The sequence below is a fragment of the Mucilaginibacter ginkgonis genome (assembly GCF_009754905.2).
GTDB classification, from domain to species: domain Bacteria; phylum Bacteroidota; class Bacteroidia; order Sphingobacteriales; family Sphingobacteriaceae; genus Mucilaginibacter; species Mucilaginibacter ginkgonis.
On the sequence record NZ_CP066775.1, the window covers coordinates 1551511 to 1568813 of the forward strand.

Consider the following 17303-nt stretch of genomic DNA (forward strand, 5'->3'; position numbering starts at 1 on the left):
TATGAAGATACAACTCACACTTTTATTACTTTGCTTTACGCTGCTGGCCTTTGGCCAACAAGATGCGCAGCAAAGCCAGTATATGTTTAATGGCATATATATTAACCCTGCCTACGCGGGTTACAAAGAAAATATTAACCTGCATAGCTTTTACCGCTCGCAATGGACGGGTATTACAGGTTCACCTGTTAGTCTATCGCTTGCAGTAGATGCCTCGGCCAACGACGGCAATGTGGGTTTGGCCTTGCAAATAGCTAATGACAGAATTGGTGCGCAAAGCGATTTTTCTACCTATGTAAATTATGCTTACCGGCTAAGGTTAAATAACGACGGCAGTTCAAGACTGGCCTTGGGTGTCGGTCTTGGTGCTGTATCATTAGGTCTTAATAGTGCATTACTCAATCCAAATGATCCCGAGATAAATCAGCCGCTCAGCAACCAAAACGTTATTTTGCCCGACGGCCGCATAGGGGTCTTCTTTTCTAATAACCTGCTTTACGCGGGTTTATCAGCAGACAATTTAGTTTCGCAGTATATCAATAAAAATTCGCACCCTTTTATAGCCCAACCTAAACCGCATTACTATTTAACGGCAGGTTACCTAATTCCTTTAAGCAAGGATATCTACCTAAAACCCAGCTTTTTGCTTAAAGACGACCGTGCGGGGCCTACCAGTTTAGACTTAAATGCCTTTATTTTATTTGGCCAAAAATTATGGCTCGGTGCATCTTACCGCAGTGCAGTAAGTTTGTACGACAAAAGTTATCTGCAAAGCGATCTGAGTAAAACCAATTCGGTTGTTACTGCCATAGAAGTTTTTCCTGTCGACAATATCCGAATAGGATATGCTTATGATATTTCTATCGGCCCTCTCCAGGGATATAGCTCTGGCACACATGAGATATCTATCGGCTATTACATAAAAACATTTAAACGAAGAATACTTACACCGCGTTACTTCTAACCTGTTTACTCATTTAAGATTTTGAAATGAACAATCTATCCCCTAAGCTTATCTGGATACTGTTATTAACGTGCTTGTCTATAAGCGCAAAGGGACAATTCGTCTTAAAACTCGCTGATGAACAATTTAAATTGTATAATTATTATCAAGCCGCGTCGCTTTATGAAAAAGCATATCGCGCAAAACCTTTGCTGTCAACCGTACAAAAATTAGCGGTCACATATCACCAGATGCGTGATTACAAAAACGAGGAAAGCTGGTATGCTATGGCTGTTGAAATGTCGCCGTCTGCCGAAAATTTATTAGGTTATGCAAAAGCCCTGCAAAGTAATGCCAGGTATCCCGAAGCCAAGATCGCTTATAATCGCTACACAGGAGCAACTCCGCCAGGCTTGAGCCAAAATATTGCACTATTGACCGCTTCTTGCGATTCTGCCATAAAATGGATGCGCTCGCCAACCAACTTTCTTGTTACCAATCAGCTTATGCTAAACACAAGTGCGTCTGAGTGGGGCGCGTCAGTGTATGAGAGCAAGGTTGTGTTTGCCTCTGACAGGATGGCTATTCCTAATAATAAAACATCTGCTGCAAAGCCTTTCCTGAAATTTGATGGCAATCAATATCCCGATAATAAAATTTACGAATGGACAGGTAGCGGTTATTTAAAACTTTATACGGCTATAGCGACAGACTCAGGGTCAACTCCCGGCTTACCGTTTTTTAAGGATAAAGGAACCGCGTACCACACCGGCCCTGCCAGCTTTGACGCAGATGGCCGCGGAATGTATTATACAATTGATGAGCGTATACCGAATAAACACAAACGCAACGCGGACCGGATAGAGACTTTTAAACTGAATATTTATTATGCACGCGAAGATCGATCATCCGGAGGTTGGACAACGCCTATTGCGTTTAAGTATAACCAGCCGGGATTTTCTACCGGTGACCCTTACGTGACACCCGACGGTAAACGGCTTTACTTTAGCTCTGATATGCCTGGCGGTAAAGGAGGCACAGACCTTTATTATTGCACCAGGCTGGCAGATAATTCCTGGGGTGTGCCTGTAAATATCACAGAATTAAATACTACAGGTAACGAAAGAACACCGATGTACGACAACCGGCGCAACTTTTATTACGCTACAGATGGTAATATTACTATGGGCGGTCTTGATATCTATAGTGCCACCCTTATCGATGGGAAATTTAGTAACATCAAAAACTTAGCATACCCCGTAAACTCACCCCAAGATGATTTTGCATACCTATCTTACAATGGCAAGTCGGGCTATCTTTCGTCTAATAGAACAGGCGGCATGGGCAGTGATGATATCTACAAATTTTATGAAAAGCCACCGCTCGTGTTGCGGTTGGAGGGCATTGCTTACGATAAAACTTCTAAGCAACCTCTTGACGGCGCATCCGTATCATTAACATGCAATACTTTTCTTATTAATTACCAAACCGACGGCACCGGCCATTATGCTTTTACCTTGCTGGCTGATAAAGATTACTATTTAAAAGGCGACAAACGTACCTTTATAAGCGATCAGGCGCAGCTAACTACCAATGGTTTAAAGGTGTCGCAAACCTTAGTACAAGACCTCTATTTAGAGAAGATTAAGATCAATGCGCCAATTATTTTAGCAAATATAAATTACGATTTTAACAAGGCTAATATACGGGCCGACGCTCGCCCCGCCTTAGATCACCTCATCGAAGTAATGCACAATAACCCTACGATATGGATCGAATTGGGTTCGCATACTGATAGCAGGGGTTCTGACAAATATAACTTAGCGCTTTCTTACCAACGCGCAAGATCAGCTGTTGATTACATTGTTACCACCGGCGGTATAGACCCTGCCCGCATTGTTGCAAAAGGATATGGGGAAACAAAGTTACTTAACACATGCGGCAATAATGTCGCATGTTCTGAAGCAGAACATCAGATTAACCGCAGAACAGAATTCAAGATCACAAGGCAGTAGTCAGTTTTCGCAAGCCGATTGTACCCGGTAATATACCGGGCACAAATACAGCTTACTTAGTTAAAACTACCACTTATCTTATTGAGCGAATTTTATTTCTACTCTCCTATTTTTTAATCTGCCAGTTTGCGTTTTATTTGAAGCGATAGGCTTTGTATCGCCAAAGCCGGTTGCAGCTACTCTTGAGCTATCAATGCCCTTACCAATAAGGTAATCTTTTACTGCCTGAGCCCGCGCTTCTGATAATTTCCAGTTATATACGTAACCGCCCACATTATCCGCATGACCCGATAATTTTACGGCGGCATTATTTTGCTGCATAAGGGTCGCTACTTTTGCCAGCTCTGCATAATAATCTGCAGTAATGGCTGCACGGTTGAAGCCGAAACTGATATTCTTGTTCTTTACGTTGCTAATGTCGGCCCGTTTTGCTGTCGACTTTGCTTTTGAAGAGAAATGTCCTTTAGTGGCAAAGCTTTGCAGCCCTGCTGACATACCAAGGAAAACTACGGCAGCTGCCATAATTTTGATTTTGTTCTGAGTTGTTTTCATGGTCTTTTTTATTAGTTATTTATGTATAAGTTATTTACAGTAAGCAAATTATATTGTTGATTTAGGAGGTGATTTATAGTAGAAATGCGCCATTTTTGGTAGAAACCGCACACAGGCAAAAAAATGCATCAAACGATGTCAAAACTCTGTGGAAATGAGTTGCGTGTTATTATCGTCTACCAGATACATTCTTGTGTCAGAAAGTTTATACAACTCGCTTGACCTGTCAACAGTGTTTAGATCCGGAATAGCGACAAGTATGTAATCGAAGCTAAGTTTGTAATGATCAACCAGTTTACTGATCAGTTGATCTGAAGTAGATTTTTCAGGATTAAGCCTATTTTCTTGATCAAGGCCTTCATTAAAAAGATGCAAAAAATTTATTACATCCTCGTTCTTCTCTGCTAAATCCGGGCCCGCACCAATAAATGACACTCCCGGATGTTTGTCAGAAACAATAATTAGGTCGGCAAGCGTCTTTTCATTTTCAAAGTAAGTTCTTAACCCTTTGCTATAACTCATCCCGAAGCTCTCTAATATAAATGGTGCCTCTATGTTGTAATCGATAAGCAGAACGTTTTTATTCAAAGCACTGAGTCTTCCTGCAAAATCGAGATCCAACGCAATTGGCTTTGCAAAATTACCTGCGGTAGTTATCAGCATAATTTGTGCAAAGGGATTGTCTTTGGGCAATTGAACTATTGTTGTTACCAGACCGTTAAGAAAGGTATCTATAGCTTCGCCTTTTAGGGCCTCGTCAGTTGGAAATACAAGTGAAGGAAAACCGTTTCCTTTTTTGACATCTTTAAGAGTAATTTTTGCCGAATGCAAATCATCACGCCATTGCGACGCGGTTAGAGCAAATGGAAATGCCAATAAAACTATTGCTGCTGCCAGGTACCAAATGCCATAGTGTCCCGGCCTGTCAGCATGATCGTGGTAAGAGAGGTATGAAACAGGTTCGGCTAATTCAAGACTTTGCTGTTCTCGCGCCGCGATCTCTGTTTTGACTAAGGCAATTTCTGACCTAACCCCTGCCATGTTTCTATTATCCAGCAAGGATGTATTGTCAACTGGCCTTTTAGCAATATCCGTTTTAAGAGCATTTACGGTAAGTTTCTTGTGCGCAATAAGAGTCGCTAAATTTGCTCTTAATGACTGCAGTTGGCTGTCGATGGATTTTAACGCGCGCCTATCTGGCAATTCTGCACTTAAAATAAACTGGCGCTGATATTGGGCCTTGTTAAACTTGTCAATTTCGTTTTCAATAAGCTTGTCGTTAGAAAAAAAACCCTCGGGGATAATGTTAAAATTTCCTACCGGTTTGTTTAAATACGCTTCAAGGTAACTTACCTTACGAATAATCTTTTGACCTTGGAGAGAAGGCCCGGCTTTACGAGATGCTTTTGCCAATGTAAGATTTGACACAGCTCTTTGTGCGCTATCAATTTCTTCAGCTTTTGCTTGCAAAAACAATAGCGAATCGGCAAGCATATTAATGCGGTTTGCGTTTGCAATAAGCTTTTTTGCTCCCTCTTTATTAAAAGCCGCCAATATCTGGCCTCTGTAATTTAGCCCGGTTGATTTAAAAGTAATTTTGAATGTATTTGTGCCCGATATAGTTGATAGCTGAAAATCTTTAACGGTTTTAAGGAGATGGTCAGACGCACTTTTATTGACTGCTTTTAAATAGGCAGGCGATATTACATTTACCGGGACCTTAATTACAGCATCAATTCGATGTATAGGATTCACCCGTCTGTTAATGAAGTATAGGAGTATGGACAAAAAGACGATTACGCCGATAAAGTATCTGCGATAAGTTTTTATCGTTGCCAGGTAGAAATGAGGATAAAGGTAAAACCTGCTCATTTCAAATTAAAAATTATACTTACGCATGTATAATGTGATGTGTCATAGAGAATTTAATAAGCGCTGCCGTGTTTCTTGAGCCTGTTTTGTTGAGCAATGCCTGCCTATGACTTTCTACTGTCCGCTGGCTCGTAAATAATTTCTCGGCAATTTCATGATTGGTATGCCCCTCGCCCATCAATGTTAAGATTTCCACGTCACGGATAGAAAAATTCAAATTTGCATCTAAAGCAATAGGCGCGATATCCGGTATTTGGCGGATGCGGTTTAATAAAGTATTGGTAGAATTGGAACAGATGTATTGCCCGTCGTTAGAAATATGTCTTAAGGCAAATAGAAGTTCTGTTATATCAACGCTTTTGCTAAGAAATCCTTTTGCTCCGGCTGCTATAGTTGTCATAATATCCCTTTCGTTGTCATGCATAGACAAGAATGCAATTTTCATTTTAGGATACTTATTTTTCATTAACAGGGTAAAGTCTACCGCCTTAAGTCCAGGCATCTCTATTTCAGTAAGGATGATATCTGCATCAACAGCTTTTATTAGTTCCAGCAAAGTATTCCCGTCTTCGGCCTCTCCCACAATCTGAATGTCTTTCTCTTTATCTATCAGCGCTCTTATGGCTTTTCTGACTATCACATGGTCTTCGGCCAGTATTACATTTATCATAGAGAATATGCTTGTTTTTATAGGTATTTGTCAATTTCTTGTTAGCTAAATGTAGCCATGTTAAAATACTTCCGTTATTGGCTTTTTACGGAATTTATCGGACAGAGATAACATATTTCTTATGGTGTAAATCCATTTCTTAACGGTATAAATATTTACCCACGGTATTTATACAGACGGCGATCTGAAGTTGGTGTATTTATAACACCATTAAGTTTTAAGAGAATATCCCAAAACTAAGTGGGAATTCAATAGAGAGACAAATTCAGTAGTTATCACACAGGTTTACAGTACAAATGCCACGAGTGTGGTTTTCCGAAAGGTTAAATTTGATAAAGTGCTTCTCAGTAAATAAAAGCGCTCTGATACACCACATGAAAAAGAACTATTTTTTCAATTTATGCCTTTCCATCTCCAACCTTTTATTTCCGATAATCAGTTTCCCTTACGTGTCTAAGATCATCGGCCCAAACGGGGTTGGTAAAGTACAATTCATTACCTCATATGCGCAATACTTTGGTTTAATCGCAGCACTTGGTATTCCGGTGTACGGGATCAGAGAGATCGCAAAAAACAAACATGACAGGCTTAAACTGAACACAGTATTTTCTGAACTATCAGTAATCTATTTTTTTACCAGTATCATACTAACCGTTGTCTACTTTATTTCTATCCTTTGCGTAACCAGTTTCAAAGCTGATCTGAACCTGTATATATGGTCAGCATCCTTTATAATACTCAGCTTCACCTCGGTCGACTGGTTTTATGAAGGTCTGGAACAATTTAAGGCTGTTGCTATACGGTCTATGCTGGTACGCGTTGGTTCGCTGATACTTATGTTCATTCTTATAAAAAGTGGTAAGGATTACTTCTGGTATCTCATGATCATGGTCATTACCAATATCGCTAATAACGGTATCAACATGTTGCGGCTCCATAAGGCTGTATCCTTAACTTTTACGGGGCTATCTCTAAAAAAACACTTTAAACCGCTGCTTTATATATTTAGTACTACTATCGCAACCAGTATGTATACCATGTTCGATACGGTTCTGCTCGGTCTGCTTGCCAATACCCATGCAGTGGGTTTGTATACTGCTGCGGTGAAACTTTCAAAAATCAGCTTACCAATCGTTGTATCATCCGGAATGGTGCTGGTGCCTGGGCTTGCTAAAAACCTTGCAGCGAAAAACCTTAAGGAGGTGCAAAAAACACTTGATAAGTCTTTTGCTTTTACATCGTTAATATCGATCCCTATTTGCGTTGGCCTGGCGGTTCTGGCACCTGAATTTATTACCGCATTCTCCAGCGTTAAATTTCTGGACGCTACGTTTTCGATGCAAATAATGGCGCTTCTACCCATAATTATTGGGTTTGGGTATTTCTTCGGTTTCCAGATACTTGTGCCTGATAGTAAGGATAAGCAAATGTTATTTTGCGTGTTAGGCGGCGTAGCTGCAAGCCTGGTCTTAAACTTTGTGTTGGTCCCGCGATTTGAATATTTGGGCGCTGCACTCGCCAATGTAATATCGGAGTTAATTGTAACTATTTTAATGTTCCTTTATGTAAAACGGTTATATGACTTTACTTTCCGCATCAGGCCGATAATTACCGCAACTATTAGTTCTTTGATCTTCGTGCCAATTGTTACCGTGTTAAGGTTTACGCACGTAAACAATTATTTAATGTTGATTACAGCTATTCCTGCATGTGCAATGGCTTACTGGCTCATCCAAAAATTAATTTTCAGGCAGCCCATCTTAAAAGATGTCATCGAACCTTTTCTTCATTCAAAAATGGTGGCCGTCACAGCCCGCTTAATGCTTATTAAAAAGAAAGCTTATGTATAAGGTATCGGTAATTATACCCAACTATAACCACAGTGAATTTCTGCGTCAGCGCATAGATTCGGTATTGGCGCAAACCTACCAGAATATAGAAGTTATTATTCTTGACGACTGCTCGCCCGACGACAGCAGAGAAATCATCAACGAATATAAATATCACCAAAAGGTAAGTGAGATCGTATTCAATACGGCAAACAGCGGCAGCACGTTTAAGCAATGGCAAAGAGGGATTGCGTTGGCTAAAGGCGAGTACATCTGGATTGCCGAAAGTGACGACTGGTGCGAACCAACCCTATTAGCAACTTTAATGGATGGCCTGCGGAACAATCCTACCACCGGCATAGCTTTTTGCCAGTCGATGTATTATTATGAGCCCAACAAAGTAAAAGAAACTACCTACTACCCTTATTACGAGAACGTAGAGGGTGGCAAAGATTTCATTAAACAATACATGCTTAGCAGCAATAAAATAGTAAACGCAAGTATGGCAGTATGGAAAAAAGATCTGTTTGAAAACGTTGACCTTGAATTTACTTCGTTTAAATTCTGTGGCGACTGGCTGTTCTGGATTTCAATATTAAGCCAGTGCGATGTATTTATATCCGGCAAAGTCCTCAACTATTTTCGAAACCATGATAAAGACGTAAGCTCGAGATTTTACAGTACCGGCGATTATTTTATAGAAAATCTGGAATTATATGACTTACTTCAAGATCGCCATATATTGACGCCCTTTATGCATGAACACCTGGTGAAAGAATTATACGTTAGGTTTTTAGGTGTTAAGAAACATTTGGTAAGGTCTAATATTTATAAAATAAAACGCGCGTTTAACATGCAGGCCGGGCTTGCTAGTCTTTCGCGGCTCTACTTTACCTTAAGAAACCAAGCTTTTCTTTTGAAACGTTTTATTCTTGCTAAGTAACATATTAGTTTACTTCAACAAAAACAGGGGTTTCTGTTACAGTAACACTAAGCTTGCCGTTTGTTACCGTTTTGCTTTCGTCTATCGTTGTTGTTGAAGTTGCAGAAAGTGTATGGAACGTTACTTTATTAATACCTGCCAATAGCAGGTCAAAAGTAGCTGTGCGTTGTTTTTGATCAGGCACCACCAAAACGTAAATGGTTTTAGTACCGTTTTTATAAATGTCTACAATAGGATCAATACATATTGTCTTCTGAAAGCTATATCCACCTATTAAGTTTTTTGCCTGAACAATGTAATTTGCCGCAGGCCTGTTCGTAAAATTGGGCAACACTAATCCCGATGACGCATACTGTGTTGAGCTAGATAAATTATCGTCATATAAGATATAGAAAAACAACTTCTGAACACTGTTTCGTTCATAAAGCAGTGCGGTGCGTAACAGCCAATCAGCCTGGGTGAGTATTTCACTTTTGTTACCAACCGCTAATGCTCGTTGTGGACTTTGCGTATTAACGTCGAAGCCGGCTTCTGTAACCCAAACTGGTAAGTGATTTGCATTTGCCAGATTAACAAAGCTGGAAGCAATTTGTGAAGCTTCAGAAAGCTCGGGCGCTAATCCTTGCGTGGCTGTACCACCGTTAGATTTATTATTGTTAGTGTAAAGGTGATAATTTATAATGTCGAAGCAAAGATTTACATTGCCATCTGCTTTATAGCCCCGATTTTGTTTGCACCAATCTATCATTGCCGATACGTATGCCGGGTCTGCAGCTGCAAGGCCGGCCATCACTACTTTCATATTTGGGTCTGCATTTTTTACACCCACGTCTTTGCCCAGACTCCCTTTATTGCCATCATAAAACGCGGAGAGATTGGCCGCATATTCTTGTGCGGTTTGGTGGGCCTTATCACCCTTCCACCATTTATCACGCTCGTTGTCACACTCTATATATTTTATCAGTCCTAAACCGGTTTTATTCTCGTTAACGCCATCACCGGGCCAGCGCTGGCTATTGTCTATTTTTAAAAGCGATGCATCGACAGCTTTGTTACCACCATACCGGGCAGCGAACTGAAATGCTGCTTTCGCCTGTAAAACATAACTTCCGGGTTGACTTTTATCTGCACCGTATGGCATCGGCACATTTTCCGCATCACGCTGATCTGCGGGATAGGTTTGCAGCAACCAGTCGGGGCAGGTTTTTAAACATACCAATACATCAACATTTTCGGTTTTTAAACGCTGGTACATGGCATCATAATTCCAGTTACCGCTGTGGGCCGGATTAAAAGTGTATTTGCCTTGCTGGGATTCTATTCTACTCCAATCCAGATAATGCCGTACACCGGTAAATTGCTTAATGGCCTTTAATTTATTTTCGTCGATCTGGCTACCATCACCGCTTAACACATTCCACTCAAACCCGTTTACCCCAAGCATGTTATTAAAGGTGTTTGCCAAAGTTGCTGCTGCCGGCGTATTTACACCCGAGCTGTCTACTATAGCTGGTGAAGCTGTGGTTAATGCAACCTGATTTTTCTGACAAGATGCCATTAGGCTCCCTGCAAAAAATAACACTTTAAGATTAGGGGTCAGTAGTTTCATTAACATACCCAACGGCACAACCAACAGGGATATTGCAGTATTGGTTGTTATAATTGATGTGGGCATGTATAAGTTTAAGTAGTTCTGGTTAATATATAGTTAATGCACTTGTATTCGGGCGAATTGATATTTAGGCCAAACTCCGCCACCCAATCAAGATAGTTCATGATCAACTCATCTTTCTTAGGGTCGAATTTCCTTGCGTATAGTTTATTGGATGATATCAATATCAGCGCATCAGCCATAGTTAATACTGTAGGGTGGTGAGCGCCGTCTTTAAAAATAATGTGTCTCAAATTATCGTTAACCAAGGTGTGCGCAAACCTTGAATTACCTAATATCGTTTGAAAAATAAATTCGTCGGGTGCAAAACTTAATCTAAAATAGTTTCTAAGCTTTTTCTCGTTTTTAACTTTATAGACTACGTAAGCTGCACACTCCGGAGTAATGCTAAACCATTGCGACCTACCTAGTAATGTCAGCTGTTTAGGTTTCCTTTTTTTGATATGTAGAAAGTTAATAGCGTATTGCAAATGGTAGTGCCCCTTAAACTTGAAATCACCAAAACTATAATTCTCTACCCTATGCACACCTTCTTTCCACTCTTTGCCAATTTTCTTGGAGTCGAGAAAACTTTTCCCGGTGTTAGCCATGAAAAAGGTATTTATCTCTTCTGCATTTTTTAAAGGATAATCCTGCGGGCTTAACAGATTAATGTGACTGTACCCAATCTTTGTTTGCAAGATAGCCTCCATACTATCAAGCGTAGCGCGCACTAAACTGTACGTCCCCCAGTCTATCAGAGATCTGTTCTCGATAAAGAATACATTTTGGTAGGCCAGAAGATTCGAAAAAATACCGATATCAGACTTTTTATCTACATGTATGTAAATATCTGCATTAGGGTGTTGTAAGCGTTTTATCAGCCTTTCCAGTTGTTCGGGATAGGCATGGGCAAGTATCAGGTGTGCAAGTTTTAATGACATAATTATAATATGCCTTAGGCAGTGATAGGGTTATCAAATAATTGTAACTGGTGTGGCGCTTTGTACCTTGAACTTAAAGTGCGGGTTATCGCATTATAAATTGCATTAACATGGTTAGTCCAGGTGTGCATAGACGCAAATCGTATACGATCGGCGTGTGCCTCGGGCGAATCTTCTTCCAAAGCACGCTTTATCAAAGTAAGGTATTGTTCTTTACTGTTTGCTGTATACGCATATGTTTTAAACATGTCCATTGCTAAGGTTTTGGTAGCCACAACTGGTTTTCCCATGGCCAGATATTCATCTATCTTACGGGGGTAGTTGCCAACAGTAAGTTCATTGATTACCTGGGGATTGATGCAGATGTCGAATGCCGATATGTATGCAGCAAGGTCATCTCCATGTTTAGCACCCAAAAAATGCACATTTTTTAAGAGATGTAATTCGCTGGAAACGAAGCTGTCATCTTCCGGTCCTATAAGCACAATATTCCAATCGGGATTGTAGCGTGCAATATGTAATAGTATCTCAATATCCAGCCGGCTTGTCAATAAAGCCCCAACATAACCAATTACAGGTTTGGGTATTACCGCTATATCCGCAGGCAAATGAGGTGATGAAAAATTGATAAAGGATGCTACGTCGCACCCCTGACCGATATTAAAGCTGTTACTGTTGTATTTTTTGCAATAATCTGCCAGGTAATCTGAGTTGGTGAGGCATAGATCGCTTTTCTTTATTACCAACGGCTGACTTATTTTGCCATGCCTGCGATAATAGTCGGTCGCTAAATAATTGTCCCTGTAATAGTAAATAGAGAATGAAGGGCGTAAAAGTTCTTTTAAGTAAAGACTTCTAAACATATCACCATCATTAAATATGATGGTGTCCTTAAAGTCGAGTGCAGTCAACGCCCGTTTTATCACTTCCGCAAAAACCTTATTGTTGCGTTTATTAAATAGTTTAAACAACCACTCAGATCGCAACCAATTGATAGATTCTAAAAGTTTATCGGGGTACAGATTCCAAATATTTTCGCTGATCTTGATCAGCCCTGCCTCCTTTTTATTGATCACATTCAGCCGGCGCTTTATTTTTTTGTCGCTTCTATGTCTTATCATGGTTATCCGGTCTAAAGCGGGATTCACATAAAGAACACGGTTGTGCTTGCTAAACTCAATTGCAATATTTTTGCAATTGCTGCCAATTTCTATGTCCCAGGCTTGCTGGCATACTATTAAAATATCTCTTCCCTTTATCATAACGCGTAAGAAGTTGTGATCTTTTGTTGTTGTTCACGTTTTTCGATATCCAGTTTTAAAGTGATATTGATAAGCGCCGCAAACAAGTAGAAATAAATGTTGATTGGGAATTGCACAAGCGCTTCTTGCGGGTAGTTACCTACGCTTAGTACAAAAATGATGAGCACCACAGCCAGGCAATAACTTTTCAATTCCCGGTCATGAATGGCGAAATAATTTCTAATACCCTGACGAAGAATTACAAAAAGGAATGAGCAAAGTAATACTAGACCTATCCAGCCTTCTTCGACAGCTACGCGCATAAAACCGCTATCCGGCGGGAAAGATGCCAGATAAGATCCTTTTGAAAACCTTTGCCCCCACATGCCCGTGGCACCAAGGCCGCCACCAAAAGGGTGCGACTGAATGTAGGGCTGAATACGTTTTTGATTATATTTTCTTACGTTAAAAGAGGGATCATAAGATGGAAAAAAAGCGGTTTGCACACGGTAGATCGCCGTGTTGTGTATAGGTATTTTTAAAAATACCCCGAAGAGTCCAACGCAAATAATCCCCACCACGAAGCTTCTTTTGCTAAGCTTTAAGATAAACAGCAACGCTAAACCGGCAGGAAGCAGCACAAACGCACCTCTAATGCCTGTGTATAATAATGCGACCACGCAAAGCATTGCTATCACAGCCAACATTACTTTTTTGACGACCGATTTTACAGCAAACATGAGTGACAAGCACAAAATTGTACTGATCACCATGTTATATGCTGCTGCAACGGGGTCAGAAAAAATAGAAAATCTTCTCCATCGGCCGCCTATAAAGTATAAATCGGCGTTACTCCAGCTTGTGGCCAGCCAAGCTTTTTCAAATGCGAGAAACCCGTGATATTCTTGCAGAATGGTATATAAGGCTGCAAAGACAGAAAGTATTAGCCAAGCTTTAATTATCAATCGGATGAAACTAACCGTTTTTATGTGATACATAAAAATGAAGTAGGTTATACACACCACACCCAAACTACGTATAGTAAAAAGCCACGCCATTTTTGAGTCGGCAACCGGGTTAATAACCTCAAGAATGTTATAGGTAAGCCAAAGCAACACCATTATGCTTATCGGACTTTTTAAAAACTCCCATGTCCTGTCATACTTGTGCTTAAGCACAAAGCCAATGATCATAAGTACTTCCATCCCGTCCATTATAAGCCCGGCCGGGAAGCTTAATAGCATGCGGTTTAACCACATAACCAAGTATGCGGCCACCATTAACGTTATAACGCCAAATGCAGGATAATTTATTACAGCTAAAGCAAACGGGATACCTACAACAAGCATAATAACCCCTATTGCTGCCAGCGTGCCAAACTGCACCACTGCAGCAGTGAGGATGAGTCCTATTAAAGCTAATCCTATATAGCCTTTAGGTTGGTAAAACCAATCGGCCCAGGTTTTTGAATTAAATTCTTTTGTTAAAATCATGAACAATCGCTTTGTTAAAAGAAAATGATCTTTACGGCTACGCCTGCCAATACGAATAGTACTGTGCCGGTTGCCAGTACACGTAACGTTACATTAAGTGCAAGCTCAGTTTGACTGCCGTCTTCGATGCGTATTTCTTCTCTTTTCATGTTACTTGTGGTTTTATATTGCATCTGCCTGGAAATTAGTATTGGTTTTATTTAATACCCAGCCCATCATCCGGCCGTTAAGGCCTTTCAGATAATCGATCGATGGCTTTGAATCGCCCCGCAGGCTTTGGTTATTCTCAAATAACCCAATGGTATTATCTGTAAACAACATCCATTCCTTTGTTTTTGATAAAGAATTTAAAGACCCCGTTTCGATAATAATAACATCGAACACAGTTTGCAATTGCTCCAATTTTTCCTGAACACGTTTCTGTGAACTTATTTCCAGCAATGACACATCACCGCCGCGATTACCCATAATATTAATACGGTCTAAGCCATCTGGAACGAAAGAAGATTGCTCACCAAGGCGTTGTATTTTAGAACCAATAGGTGTGCTATTACCAATGCCGAGAAGATGAGTTTTTTTACCCGCCAATAATTTGTCAGGCTGATTAGCCTCGAATACATCCGGATCAAATTCGCTTTCGTGCAGAAATTCCTCCAAGAACAGTTTAGGTTTCACCATTTCTGTGATCACGGGATGAATAAAATTGCCGTCTATCAGTAATACCTTTTTATTGCTAATTGCATAAGCATAAGCCAGGCTTAATGAAAACAACGTCTTCCCTTGCAGTCCATTCAAACTGGTAATGCCAAGTGTAATCTGGTCGCTAAGTTTGCTATCTATTTCGAACCTGATGTTGCGCAACAGGTTTCTATATAAAGTCATGCTGCCATTAATATCACTTTGTTCTTTAAAACGGGCTTTGCTTTTTGGTATCTCGGGCACAAAGTTTAGTTCTCCCAAAACCTTTATGGCCGTTAACCTTTCCAGGTCATCGCGGTTCCTAACATGACTGTCAAAATAAAATAGCGCCAGTATGATTACCATACACAAAACAAAACTTACACAACCTGAAAGCGCAATGAGTAAGATTTTTTTTGATGGCTGCTTGATACCAGGAAGGGCAGCATGCAGCTGCCTAAGCTGAACCGGCAATGCATTTTGCACGTTCGCCTGATTGTATTTATCCTGCACGTCAAGATATTCTTTTGTGGCAATATCTATATCGCGGTCAAGTGAACTTACCACGGCTTGAGCAGGTACCAAACCATTTAAGCGTCCTTTTAAAGCGCCAATTTGCTTGTCCAAAGAGCCTGCACTAAAGCGCGCAATCTCCAGGTTGTTTTCCATCTTTAGCTTTTCTTGTACAAGGTTGTCTTTTGCTGCCAAAGGATTTGAGATGTATTTATCGGTCGACTGATTGATCTCTTCTGTCAAGGCGTTTTGTAACGAGTCGAGAGACTTTTTATATTTCGGATCGAAGTTGTTTTCGAGGTATTTATTATTCGTCACTCTTAACCTTTCGCGCGTCACTAAAATTGCAGCGTTAACTTTGGTTGTAGTAGATTCGAGGTATTTACGGTCTTTAGGATCAAACCGGCTATCAATACTTTTCAACGTACCAGTATAGGCAATAACGTCTTTATTCGCTTGTTGGCGATAACCTTCAAGACTGTTCAATTGGTCGTAGGCGTCTTTAGACTCATTGGCCATGTCAAGTATATTGTGCTTAACCTTATAGCTCTCCAGTTCCGCGATTTTCTGCCTCATCGCCGTTTGTTTTTCTACTAATAGCTTGCCCAAGAACTCGGTCGATTTGTTATGGCCCTGGCTAAGGTTAGCGGTATAGTAGTTGATAAACTTGTCTGACAGTTGATTTACGATAAACGCTGACAGTGCAGGGTTTTCTGTATCACATTCAATACTGATAAAGTCGCTGCCATCGCTATGAAATATTTTAAGGTTCTTTTTAAGCAGGTGCCCTGCATCGTAACCTGCCGCACTTATTAAGGAATCGGCAGCGTGCTCTGTAGGTATTGCTGGGTTAAGTAACTCATAATCAAGCTGCTTCTTTTCAAGCAAGGCAATAGTAGATAAAAGCTGTACCTTTGTTAGACCAAAGTTGGCCGCTGCCATTTTCCTAAAGGTGGGCTTCACGGTCAAATCATGCAAAAGCAGTTGGTAACCTACCTGGTTTATTACCCTGTCAAGTTGAATGGATTCTATCAGGTTTATAAACTCATTACCTAAATTTTCATCGCGGCGATTATCATTATTATTCATCACCCGTTGGCTCTGGTCAACCAGGCCGGTAACGATCTGAGTTTTGGCTACGTAGCTGTCTGGGATGTATTTAACCAGGAAATATGCGCCTGCCATTGCTATGGCAGGGATGAGAAAAAGCATAAGTTTATGCCTTTTTATCATCATGAAATAATTTTTGATCTCCATTATTTTATGCTTTCAAGTTTTACACCCAAAAGCTCTTCTAAGGCAGCCTTAGTTGTGAATACGCCCGTTTCTGCATGCACTAATGATTGATTCTGCTCGGTAGTATTTAATACGGCACGTTGGTAGTCATCAAGTGTAGATTCGCCTTTCTCAAACTTGTAGCGCAGTTGTTTTACCAATGTTTGCGCATCTGTAAAAGACTGTGTCCTTATTTTAAGCTGGGCCCGTTGTTCCAGGTAGGCGAAATATTTTTCTTTGACGCGTTCTGTCAAGTTTAAACTTATTTGCGTTTCTGCGAGCTGCGCCACTTTATACTGCGCGCGCGCTTCTTTAACAGCAAAAGGTCTTTCGAGTATTGTGCCTACATTTAAGTTAATTCCTATTTGGTAGCCATTAAACAGGTTAGGATTAACAATATCTACCGAGGTATTTGGACGATAGTAGTAAGAAAGATTAAGGGCTTCAAGGTATCCTACCTGTGCTTTGCCAATCCCGCTTTTCGCGATGGTGGTTTGGTAGGTACGGGCCTGCACTTCCGGATAATTTTTTTGAGCAGTTGCAACAAGTTTATCTATGTAAGCATAAGATATGTCTGGTACAATGCTTTCCTGAGCTTTTACAGTAGAAAAGGCACTTATGAATAAGGTTGTAAATAGCAAGAATGGTGTTGATCTGATTAGCATATAATTTGTTTTTGATTAA

14 protein-coding genes are annotated in these 17303 nt (G+C 40.4%); 4 read left to right on the forward strand and 10 right to left on the reverse strand.

Features of this window, described 5'->3' with window-relative positions; translation table 11 throughout:
- Position 1: 1 nt before the first annotated feature.
- Both GO620_RS07210 and GO620_RS07215 read left to right on the forward strand, forming a co-directional pair.
- Positions 2–964, forward strand: a complete 963-nt coding sequence (locus GO620_RS07210; RefSeq protein ID WP_157523802.1) for a PorP/SprF family type IX secretion system membrane protein — start codon at positions 2–4, stop codon at positions 962–964.
- Positions 965–990: 26 nt separating this feature from the next.
- Complete coding sequence (locus tag GO620_RS07215; RefSeq protein ID WP_157523803.1) at positions 991–2958, forward strand: OmpA family protein; 1968 nt, start codon at positions 991–993, stop codon at positions 2956–2958.
- A 78-nt stretch (positions 2959–3036) separates the two neighbouring features.
- On the opposite strand, the gene GO620_RS07220 is transcribed toward GO620_RS07215, so the two are convergent.
- From GO620_RS07220 to GO620_RS07230, 3 genes are all read right to left on the reverse strand, one after another.
- Positions 3037–3510, reverse strand: coding sequence for an OmpA family protein (locus GO620_RS07220; RefSeq protein WP_157523804.1), 474 nt, complete (start codon positions 3508–3510; stop codon positions 3037–3039).
- Positions 3511–3648: 138 nt separating this feature from the next.
- On the reverse strand, positions 3649–4980 hold the full coding sequence (locus tag GO620_RS07225) for a P-loop NTPase family protein (RefSeq protein WP_200230784.1): 1332 nt from the start codon (positions 4978–4980) through the stop codon (positions 3649–3651).
- A 421-nt stretch (positions 4981–5401) separates the two neighbouring features.
- Positions 5402–6052, reverse strand: coding sequence for a response regulator transcription factor (locus GO620_RS07230; RefSeq protein ID WP_157523806.1), 651 nt, complete (start codon positions 6050–6052; stop codon positions 5402–5404).
- Positions 6053–6426: 374 nt separating this feature from the next.
- On the opposite strand from GO620_RS07230, the gene GO620_RS07235 reads away from it, so the two are divergent.
- Together GO620_RS07235 and GO620_RS07240 are read left to right on the forward strand one after the other, a co-directional pair.
- Positions 6427–7902, forward strand: coding sequence for a flippase (locus GO620_RS07235; RefSeq protein ID WP_198173517.1), 1476 nt, complete (start codon positions 6427–6429; stop codon positions 7900–7902).
- Positions 7895–8824 (forward strand): glycosyltransferase family 2 protein, encoded by a 930-nt coding sequence (locus GO620_RS07240; protein ID WP_157523808.1) that lies wholly within the window; start codon positions 7895–7897, stop codon positions 8822–8824. Before GO620_RS07235 ends, GO620_RS07240 begins: the two co-directional genes overlap by 8 nt.
- 4 nt (positions 8825–8828) lie before the next feature.
- Here the strand turns inward: GO620_RS07240 and GO620_RS07245 are convergent, their stop codons facing one another.
- From GO620_RS07245 to GO620_RS07270, 7 genes are read right to left on the reverse strand one after another with little or no spacing between them, the layout of a single operon-like run.
- A complete protein-coding gene (locus GO620_RS07245) occupies positions 8829–10499 on the reverse strand; it encodes a hypothetical protein (protein ID WP_157523809.1) in 1671 nt (556 codons plus the stop codon).
- An 8-nt stretch (positions 10500–10507) separates the two neighbouring features.
- The gene (locus tag GO620_RS07250) at positions 10508–11419 is read right to left on the reverse strand and encodes a beta-1,6-N-acetylglucosaminyltransferase (protein ID WP_157523810.1); all 912 of its coding nucleotides are present in this window, start codon (positions 11417–11419) and stop codon (positions 10508–10510) included.
- Between the two features lie 14 nt (positions 11420–11433).
- A complete protein-coding gene (locus GO620_RS07255) occupies positions 11434–12681 on the reverse strand; it encodes a glycosyltransferase (RefSeq protein ID WP_157523811.1) in 1248 nt (415 codons plus the stop codon).
- Positions 12678–14153 (reverse strand): O-antigen ligase family protein, encoded by a 1476-nt coding sequence (locus GO620_RS07260; protein ID WP_157523812.1) that lies wholly within the window; start codon positions 14151–14153, stop codon positions 12678–12680. Before GO620_RS07260 ends, GO620_RS07255 begins: the two co-directional genes overlap by 4 nt.
- A 14-nt stretch (positions 14154–14167) precedes the next feature.
- Positions 14168–14302 (reverse strand): hypothetical protein, encoded by a 135-nt coding sequence (locus GO620_RS17315; RefSeq protein WP_262895030.1) that lies wholly within the window; start codon positions 14300–14302, stop codon positions 14168–14170.
- A gap of 13 nt (positions 14303–14315) precedes the next feature.
- Complete coding sequence (locus GO620_RS07265) at positions 14316–16601, reverse strand: exopolysaccharide transport family protein (RefSeq protein ID WP_157523813.1); 2286 nt, start codon at positions 16599–16601, stop codon at positions 14316–14318.
- Positions 16601–17284 carry a TolC family protein gene (locus GO620_RS07270; RefSeq protein ID WP_157523814.1) on the reverse strand — a complete coding sequence of 228 codons (684 nt, stop codon included), beginning with the start codon at positions 17282–17284 and terminating at the stop codon, positions 16601–16603. The genes GO620_RS07265 and GO620_RS07270 overlap by 1 nt, the downstream gene beginning before the upstream one ends.
- Positions 17285–17303: the final 19 nt, after the last annotated feature.

Excerpts from the sequence above, each read along its gene's own strand:
- GO620_RS07230 (WP_157523806.1), bottom strand. The coding sequence starts at position 6,052 with ATGATAAATGTAATACTGGCCGAAGACCATGTGATAGTCAGAAAAGCC.
- GO620_RS07240 (WP_157523808.1), top strand. The coding sequence starts at position 7,895 with ATGTATAAGGTATCGGTAATTATACCCAACTATAACCACAGTGAATTT.
- GO620_RS07245 (WP_157523809.1), bottom strand. The coding sequence starts at position 10,499 with ATGCCCACATCAATTATAACAACCAATACTGCAATATCCCTGTTGGTT.
- GO620_RS07235 (WP_198173517.1), top strand. The coding sequence starts at position 6,427 with ATGAAAAAGAACTATTTTTTCAATTTATGCCTTTCCATCTCCAACCTT.
- GO620_RS07250 (WP_157523810.1), bottom strand. The coding sequence starts at position 11,419 with ATGTCATTAAAACTTGCACACCTGATACTTGCCCATGCCTATCCCGAA.
- GO620_RS07220 (WP_157523804.1), bottom strand. The coding sequence starts at position 3,510 with ATGAAAACAACTCAGAACAAAATCAAAATTATGGCAGCTGCCGTAGTT.
- GO620_RS07260 (WP_157523812.1), bottom strand. The coding sequence starts at position 14,153 with ATGATTTTAACAAAAGAATTTAATTCAAAAACCTGGGCCGATTGGTTT.
- GO620_RS07265 (WP_157523813.1), bottom strand. The coding sequence starts at position 16,601 with ATGGAGATCAAAAATTATTTCATGATGATAAAAAGGCATAAACTTATG.
- GO620_RS07255 (WP_157523811.1), bottom strand. The coding sequence starts at position 12,681 with ATGATAAAGGGAAGAGATATTTTAATAGTATGCCAGCAAGCCTGGGAC.
- GO620_RS17315 (WP_262895030.1), bottom strand. The coding sequence starts at position 14,302 with ATGAAAAGAGAAGAAATACGCATCGAAGACGGCAGTCAAACTGAGCTT.
- GO620_RS07210 (WP_157523802.1), top strand. The coding sequence starts at position 2 with ATGAAGATACAACTCACACTTTTATTACTTTGCTTTACGCTGCTGGCC.
- GO620_RS07270 (WP_157523814.1), bottom strand. The coding sequence starts at position 17,284 with ATGCTAATCAGATCAACACCATTCTTGCTATTTACAACCTTATTCATA.
- GO620_RS07215 (WP_157523803.1), top strand. The coding sequence starts at position 991 with ATGAACAATCTATCCCCTAAGCTTATCTGGATACTGTTATTAACGTGC.